Source organism: Paraburkholderia sp. BCC1886, assembly GCF_900996245.1.
In the GTDB taxonomy this organism is placed as follows: Bacteria; Pseudomonadota; Gammaproteobacteria; order Burkholderiales; family Burkholderiaceae; genus Paraburkholderia.
Genome location: NZ_CAAJGK010000118.1, coordinates 294,730 through 300,996, shown reverse-complemented (window position 1 = coordinate 300,996; position 6,267 = coordinate 294,730). Strand labels below are relative to the sequence as shown.

Sequence of the window (6,267 nt, the reverse complement as noted above, 5' to 3'; positions counted from 1 at the left end):
GTTTTCAGCCGCGCCAGCAGCGTCGGCGCATCGACCAGCCGCTCGTTCCAGAACACGTTGCCGTCCTTGTTCACTGCGATCTCGACACTGTCCGGTTTGGTCTGCAAGGGACTCACGGTTTGCTGTGGCAACTGCACCGGCACCGTGTGCGTGACGACCGGGATCGTAATCAGGAAGATGATCAGCAGCACCAGCATCACGTCGACGAGCGGCGTGGTGTTGATGGACGCGATGATCTCGTCTTCGTTGCCGTCCCGTCCGGCTTTACCGACATTGATGGCCATAGCCTGTTACTCCGCGTGGGCGAGGGGGCGCCTAGCTGGCGTTCGCCACGGCGCGCACGTGACGCTTCGCGCCCGGCAGGAGCACCGTATGCAATTGCGCGCCGAACGCCCGCACGCGCTCCATCACCGACTTGTTGCGACGCACGAGGAAGTTGTAGCCGAGCACCGCGGGCACCGCGACGGCCAGACCGATCGCCGTCATGATGAGCGCTTCGCCCACCGGGCCCGCCACCTTGTCGATGGACGCCTGCCCGGCGATACCGATCGCGGTCAGCGCGTGATAAATGCCCCACACCGTGCCGAACAGGCCGACGAACGGCGCCGTCGAACCGACCGTGCCGAGAAACGCCAGACCGTCCTGTAACCGGTTCGACACGCTGGTGATGGCGCGTTCGATGGACACGTCGATCCACGTATTGCGATCCACGGCTTCGAGCAAGGCTTCTTCGTGATGCGCGCCGGCGTCGATACCGGCCTGGGCGATGAAGCGGAACGGCGAGTTCTCGTCGAGCTGCTGGGCGCCCTGGGCGAGCGAGGGCGCGCTCCATAGCTGTTCGTCGGCGCTGGTCGCGCGGCGGTTGGCGCGCAGTTGCTCGACGAACTTGGTGATCATGATGTACCAGCTGCCCATCGACATCAGCACGAGCAGGATCAGCACGAAACGCGCAACGAAGTCGCCGTTCGCCCATAACGCGCCAAGCCCGTAGGGGTTCGTCACTTCGGCGGTGGTGGCCGGGAGCGGCGGCGGCACGGGCTGATCCTGCGAGCTGGCCGACTGGGCCGACTGGGCCGACTGGGCCGACTGGGCCGACTGGGCCGACTGAGTCGACTGGGCCGCTGGGGACGACGCTACGCCGGCCGTGGCCGCGCCGGCACCGCTGCCGGCGGATTGACCCGCCTGCGCCCACGCGGCTTGCGGCACGACGGCGAAACCGGCGCTAGTGGCCGAAATCAGCAGACTGGCCGCCGCAGCGGCAAGGAAAGGACGCTTCTTCATACAGGCTCCCGATGTTGCATTCATGGATGTCGGAGTGTTGGGCTGCTGCTTGTTTCAGTTTTCAGGGCGAGCGTGGCGCGAGTCCGCTCAGCGGTTCAGTTCGGCTCAGTTCAGATTGAACGAGAACGGCACCTGCACGCGCACCGGCTGCCCCTGCGAAATACAGTTGAATTTCTTCACCGCGTTGAACGCCGCGTGATCGAGAATCGGGTCGGCGGATCGCTCCACTTTCTCGTCGGTCACATGCCCCTGCGGATCGACGACGAACGAGATCGTCACGTCGCCGGTAATGTCGTTGTCCTGGGCTTCCTGCGGGTAACCCACCGAGCGGCGCACCTCTTCGGAGTTCGGGCACACCACGCCCACCACGTGACTGACCGGCGCGGCCGCTGCCGGCGCAGCGACAGGAGCGGGCGCGGGTGCAGGTGCGGGCGGGGGCGCGACCGGCGTCGGTGTCGGCACCTCCTGGTGCGTGATGGTCGGTGCGACCGGCGGCGGGCTCACCTTGACCTCGGGTCGCGGCACGAACGGCGGCGCAGGCGCCTTGACCTTCGGCGGCGCCGCTTTCACGATCGGCACGGGCGGCGGCGGAGGCGGCGGGACGACCGGCTCGAAAATTCTCGTCTCGATCGGCTTCTGGACGATCTGCACGACCTTGTTGGCGAGGCCCTCGACCAGTGCCCAGACCAGCAGCACGTGCAGCAGAACGACCGCCGCCAGGCCGGCATAACGGCGCAGCGGGTTCTGTTCGCGTCTACCGTACTGGGCCGGACGTGGCGGCACCCGGCTCGTGCGTGTGGCTAGATCCGCGGACATACGTCGCTCCAATGGCTGTATCTCGAGCAGCGCCTGAGCGCCACGCCGATTATTCGGGTGGTAATTTCATTACCATTACATACTGCGATAAAACCCTGCTTTTCCATATCGCTCTATTGAACCGCCGCGTTATCGAAAGAAAAGCGACGTTACCGAGATCGCGCATTAACGTGAACAAATAAATCCATCTTTGGATTCCTGTGAGCGCCTATTAAAGATTGGAGCAAATCATGTCCCGCGCAGCCGATTGCCGGCCACCTGCGCAACCGGCCGGCTTCGTCGAATACGGCGGCATCGTTCGCACGCCTTCCTTCACCCCGTGCTTTGCATATACATAACGATTGGTTCGTTTGCTGCGGCTGCGGTTTTATCGTAGATGCTGCGGCGGTGGCATGGCCGGCATCACGAACATTCCGTTATTCATCCGGCCGGAGAGGCCGGTTTTCCGACTTTCGCAGCGGGGACTGGAGGCACATGACACGGCTGAATCGACGCAGCTTCCTTCTCTCATCGGCGGCCGCCGGTGCGGCACTGGCCGCGGCGGGCACGCCGGGCCTGGCGCTGGCACAGGGAGTGGGCGCTGACACACCGAAGCGCGGCGGCACGTTGAACATGCTGATCAATCCCGAGCCGCCGGTTCTCGTGTCGATTTTTCAGACTACCGGGCCCGCGCTCGTCGCCAGTTCCAAGGTACTCGAAGGGCTGCTCGCCTACGACTTCGATCTGCGCCCGAAGCCGCAACTGGCGACCGCGTGGAGCGTCAGTCCCGATGGGCTGAAATACACGTTCACGCTGCGGCAAAACGTGAAGTGGCACGATGGCCAGCCGTTCACGTCGGCCGACGTCGCGTTCTCGATCGATCTGCTGAAGTCGGTGCATCCGCGCGGGCGCAGCACGTTCTCGAATGTCACCGCGGTGGCGACGCCGGATGGACGCACGGCCGTGATCGAACTGTCGAAGCCCGCGCCCTATCTGCTGAAGGCGCTGTCGGCGGGAGAATCGCCGATCGTGCCGAAACACCTGTATGCGCAGGGCGATCCGCTGTCGAATCCGCACAACAACGCGCCGGTCGGCACCGGTCCGTTCCGCTTCAAATCGTGGACTCGTGGCGCGAATATCGTCTACGAACGTAATCCGGACTACTGGGACGCGGGCAAGCCGTATATCGACGGCCTCGTCTTCAAGGTGATTCCCGACGCGGCGGCGCGCTCCGCCGCATTCGAAACCGGCGCGCTCGATCTGGGCGGCGAGAATCCGGTTCCACTCACCGATCTGCCGCGTCTCACCCAACTGCCGCAACTGGCGGTCGAAACGCGCGGCTACCGCTTCCTGGAACCGCTGTCGGAGATCGACTTCAATCTCGATCATCCGGCTCTGAAGGACTTGCGGGTGCGCCAGGCGATCGCGCATGCAATCGATCCACAGGTCGTGCAGCGCACGGTTGCGTATGGCTACGCGGACCTGTCGCCCACCCCGATCACGCCCGGCTCGCCGTATCACGACGCGAAGCTTGCGCCTTACGCGTTCGATAACGGCGCAGCGGAGAAACTGCTCGATGCGGCCGGCTACCCGCGCAAGGACGGCGGCGTGCGCTTGCGTCTGACGCACGATTATCTGCCGTATGGCGATATGTATCTGCGCCAGGCACAGTACGTGAAGTCGGCGCTGGCGCGCATCGGCATCGACGTCACGGTGCGCTCGCAGGATTTGCCCGCGTTCCTGAAGCGTGTGTACGCCGATCGCCAGTTCGACTTCACGAGCATCGGCGTGAATACGCTGTTCGATCCGAGCGTGGGCGTGCAGCGTCTGTACTGGTCGAAGAACATCCGCCCCGGCGTGCCGTTTTCGAACGCGCCGCTTTACAGCAACCCGGAAGTGGACCGTCTGCTCGAAAGCGCTTCGGTGGAAACCGACGAGGCCAGACGCGTTGCGCTGTATCAGCAGTTCCAGCAGATCGTCTATCGGGATCTGCCGATTCTCAACCTGGTCGCGCCGCGAATGGTCACGCTCGCGAACCGGCGGGTTCGCAACCACACCGTGTCCGCGCAAGGCCTCGAAGGCAATCTCGCGGATGTCTACCTGAGCGCATGACGGGAGCGAGACGATGAGTCGAGGTTTGCGTTTTGCCGCGATTGCGCGGCGTACCGCATGGCAGGCGCTGCCCACGGCGGTCGGGATCGTAATCCTGAACTTCTTCCTGCTCAAGCTGATGCCGGGTGACGCCGCCGACGTGCTGGCCGGCGAGTCCGGCTCGGCCACTGTCGAAACCATGCAGGTGCTGCGCGCGAAGTTCGGTCTCGACCAGCCGGTGCTGCACCAGTTGTGGTCGTATCTCGCGCATCTCGCGCATTTCAGTCTCGGCTACTCGCCGCGCTACGACATGCCGGTGATGCAACTGATCCTCTCGCGCCTGCCCAACACGTTGTTGCTGATGGGCGTGGCCTTGTCGTTCGCGATCGTCACGGGCGTGCTGCTCGGTGCGGTGATGGCGCATTGGGCCGGCAGGTGGCCGGACCGCGTGCTGTCCGTGCTGGCGCTGCTGCTGTATTCGACGCCGGGTTTCTGGATCGGCCTGCTTGCGATCGTGCTGTTCTCGGTGCACCTGGGCTGGTTGCCGAGCGGCGGCAACATCACGCTCGGTGCGCAATTGCACGGCTTCGCCTATTTTGCGGATGCGCTGCGCCATGTTCTGCTGCCGGCCGCGACGCTGGCGAGCTTTTTCGTGGCGATCTATGCACGCCTGACCCGCGCCGCAATGCTGGAAGTGCAGCGGCAGGACTTCGTGCGCACGGCGTACGCGAAGGGGCTGCATCCGTGGCGGGTCACGGTGCGCCACGTGCTGCGCAATGCATTGATGCCGCTCACGACGATGGTCGGCATTCATTTCGGTACCTTGCTAGGCGGCGCGGCGGTCACGGAGACGGTGTTCAGTTGGCCCGGCCTCGGCCGTCTCGCACTCGACGCGGTGATGGCGCGCGATTTCAGCGTTCTGCTCGGCGTGCTGCTGCTGTCCTCGCTGCTCGTGATCGTTGCCAACGTACTGGTCGATCTGCTGCAGGCGTGGCTCGATCCGCGCGTGGCGTAATCGTCGCGGCGCGTATTGCATTCAATCAGGAAGGATGACATGGCTTCCTCCGACTCTTCGGAACTGGGCGCGAGGCGCTCCGCCGCCGCGGGCTCGTCATGGCGGCGCCAGTTGGCGGGCACGCTGTTCGGCTCACGCCGCCGCCAGGCGATTGGACTCGACGGCGGTGAGGATGCGGACCTCGACCCGGCCCTCGACCCCGACCCCGGCCCGGAGCGGCCGGCCGGCGTCGCGGCAGGTTGGGGCGTCTGGCGGGCCCTGTTGAGCAATCCATCGGCCGTCGCGGGGCTCGTGCTGCTCGCGACATTTATCGTGCTCGCGCTGACGGCGGGGCACCTGTTTCCCGGCGATCCGCTGGACATGGTGGCCGCGCCGTTCGAGTGGCCTGGCACGGACCCGCAATACTGGCTCGGCACCGACTCGCTCGGACGCGACGTGAGCGCGGGCATCGCGCACGGCACGCGTGTCTCGCTGCTGATCGGCGCGACCTCGGCCGGCATCGGCCTCGTCATCGGCACGCTGGTCGGCGCGACCGGCGGTTTCTTCGGCGGGGTGATCGACGATGCGCTGGTGCGGGTGACCGAGCTCTTTCAAACGGTGCCGTCGTTCCTGCTGGTGATCGTGCTCGTCGCGATTGGCCGGCCGAGTGTCACGACCATCGCGCTCGCCATTGGCATTGCTTCGTGGCCCACGGTCGCGCGCATCGTGCGGGCGGAGTTCCGGTCGCTGCGCCAGGCGGACTTCGTGCTCGCCGCGCGCAGCCAGGGCTTCGGCAATGCGCGCATCATCTTCGGCGAGATTCTGCCGAACGCGTTGCCACCGGTGATCGTGACCGCTTCGGTGATGGTGGCGAGCGCGATTCTGATCGAGTCGTCCCTGTCGTTTCTCGGCATGGGCGACCCGAACGTGGTGAGCTGGGGCGGCATGATCGGCACCGGGCGCGATTCGCTGCGCACGGCGTGGTATTTGACCGCGGTGCCCGGCGCCGCGATCGTGCTCGCCGTGCTCGCGCTGAATTTGCTCGGCGACGGCCTGAACGACGCGCTCAATCCCCGGCTGCGCGAGCGCGCCTGACCTGCTATTCG

6 protein-coding genes are annotated in these 6,267 nt (G+C 65.4%); 3 read left to right on the top strand and 3 right to left on the bottom strand.

The genetic code is table 11. The features are described 5' to 3' along the window. From FQ746_RS33240 to FQ746_RS33230, 3 genes are all read right to left on the bottom strand, one after another. The coding region (locus FQ746_RS33240; RefSeq protein WP_144114022.1) for an ExbD/TolR family protein at nt 1-284 on the bottom strand (284 nt) is incomplete at its 3' end. 31 nt (nt 285-315) lie between these two features. Then, nucleotides 316-1,281 carry a MotA/TolQ/ExbB proton channel family protein gene (locus FQ746_RS35545; RefSeq protein WP_144114021.1) on the bottom strand — a complete coding sequence of 322 codons (966 nt, stop codon included), beginning with the start codon at nt 1,279-1,281 and terminating at the stop codon, nt 316-318. 105 nt (nt 1,282-1,386) lie between these two features. After that, the gene (locus FQ746_RS33230) at nt 1,387-2,097 is read right to left on the bottom strand and encodes an energy transducer TonB (RefSeq protein ID WP_144114020.1); all 711 of its coding nucleotides are present in this window, start codon (nt 2,095-2,097) and stop codon (nt 1,387-1,389) included. A 474-nt stretch (nt 2,098-2,571) separates the two neighbouring features. Here FQ746_RS33230 and FQ746_RS33225 point away from each other — a divergent pair, with 474 nt between their 5' ends. Genes FQ746_RS33225 through FQ746_RS33215 form a run of 3 tightly spaced genes read left to right on the top strand, consistent with a single transcriptional unit; the run spans nt 2,572 to nt 6,256 of the window. Next, nucleotides 2,572-4,188: an ABC transporter substrate-binding protein gene (locus FQ746_RS33225; protein ID WP_144114019.1), complete on the top strand. Its 1,617-nt coding sequence runs from the start codon at nt 2,572-2,574 to the stop codon at nt 4,186-4,188. 13 nt (nt 4,189-4,201) lie between these two features. Next, nucleotides 4,202-5,182: an ABC transporter permease gene (locus FQ746_RS33220; protein WP_144114018.1), complete on the top strand. Its 981-nt coding sequence runs from the start codon at nt 4,202-4,204 to the stop codon at nt 5,180-5,182. A 39-nt stretch (nt 5,183-5,221) separates the two neighbouring features. Beyond that, on the top strand, nt 5,222-6,256 hold the full coding sequence (locus FQ746_RS33215) for an ABC transporter permease (protein WP_144114017.1): 1,035 nt from the start codon (nt 5,222-5,224) through the stop codon (nt 6,254-6,256). The last annotated feature ends 11 nt before the right edge of the window (nt 6,257-6,267 follow it).

Bases quoted from the DNA above. Each gene is read 5' to 3' on its own strand.
- FQ746_RS35545 (WP_144114021.1), bottom strand. From the start codon at position 1,281: ATGAAGAAGCGTCCTTTCCTTGCCGCTGCGGCGGCCAGTCTGCTGATT.
- FQ746_RS33230 (WP_144114020.1), bottom strand. From the start codon at position 2,097: ATGTCCGCGGATCTAGCCACACGCACGAGCCGGGTGCCGCCACGTCCG.
- FQ746_RS33225 (WP_144114019.1), top strand. From the start codon at position 2,572: ATGACACGGCTGAATCGACGCAGCTTCCTTCTCTCATCGGCGGCCGCC.
- FQ746_RS33220 (WP_144114018.1), top strand. From the start codon at position 4,202: ATGAGTCGAGGTTTGCGTTTTGCCGCGATTGCGCGGCGTACCGCATGG.
- FQ746_RS33215 (WP_144114017.1), top strand. From the start codon at position 5,222: ATGGCTTCCTCCGACTCTTCGGAACTGGGCGCGAGGCGCTCCGCCGCC.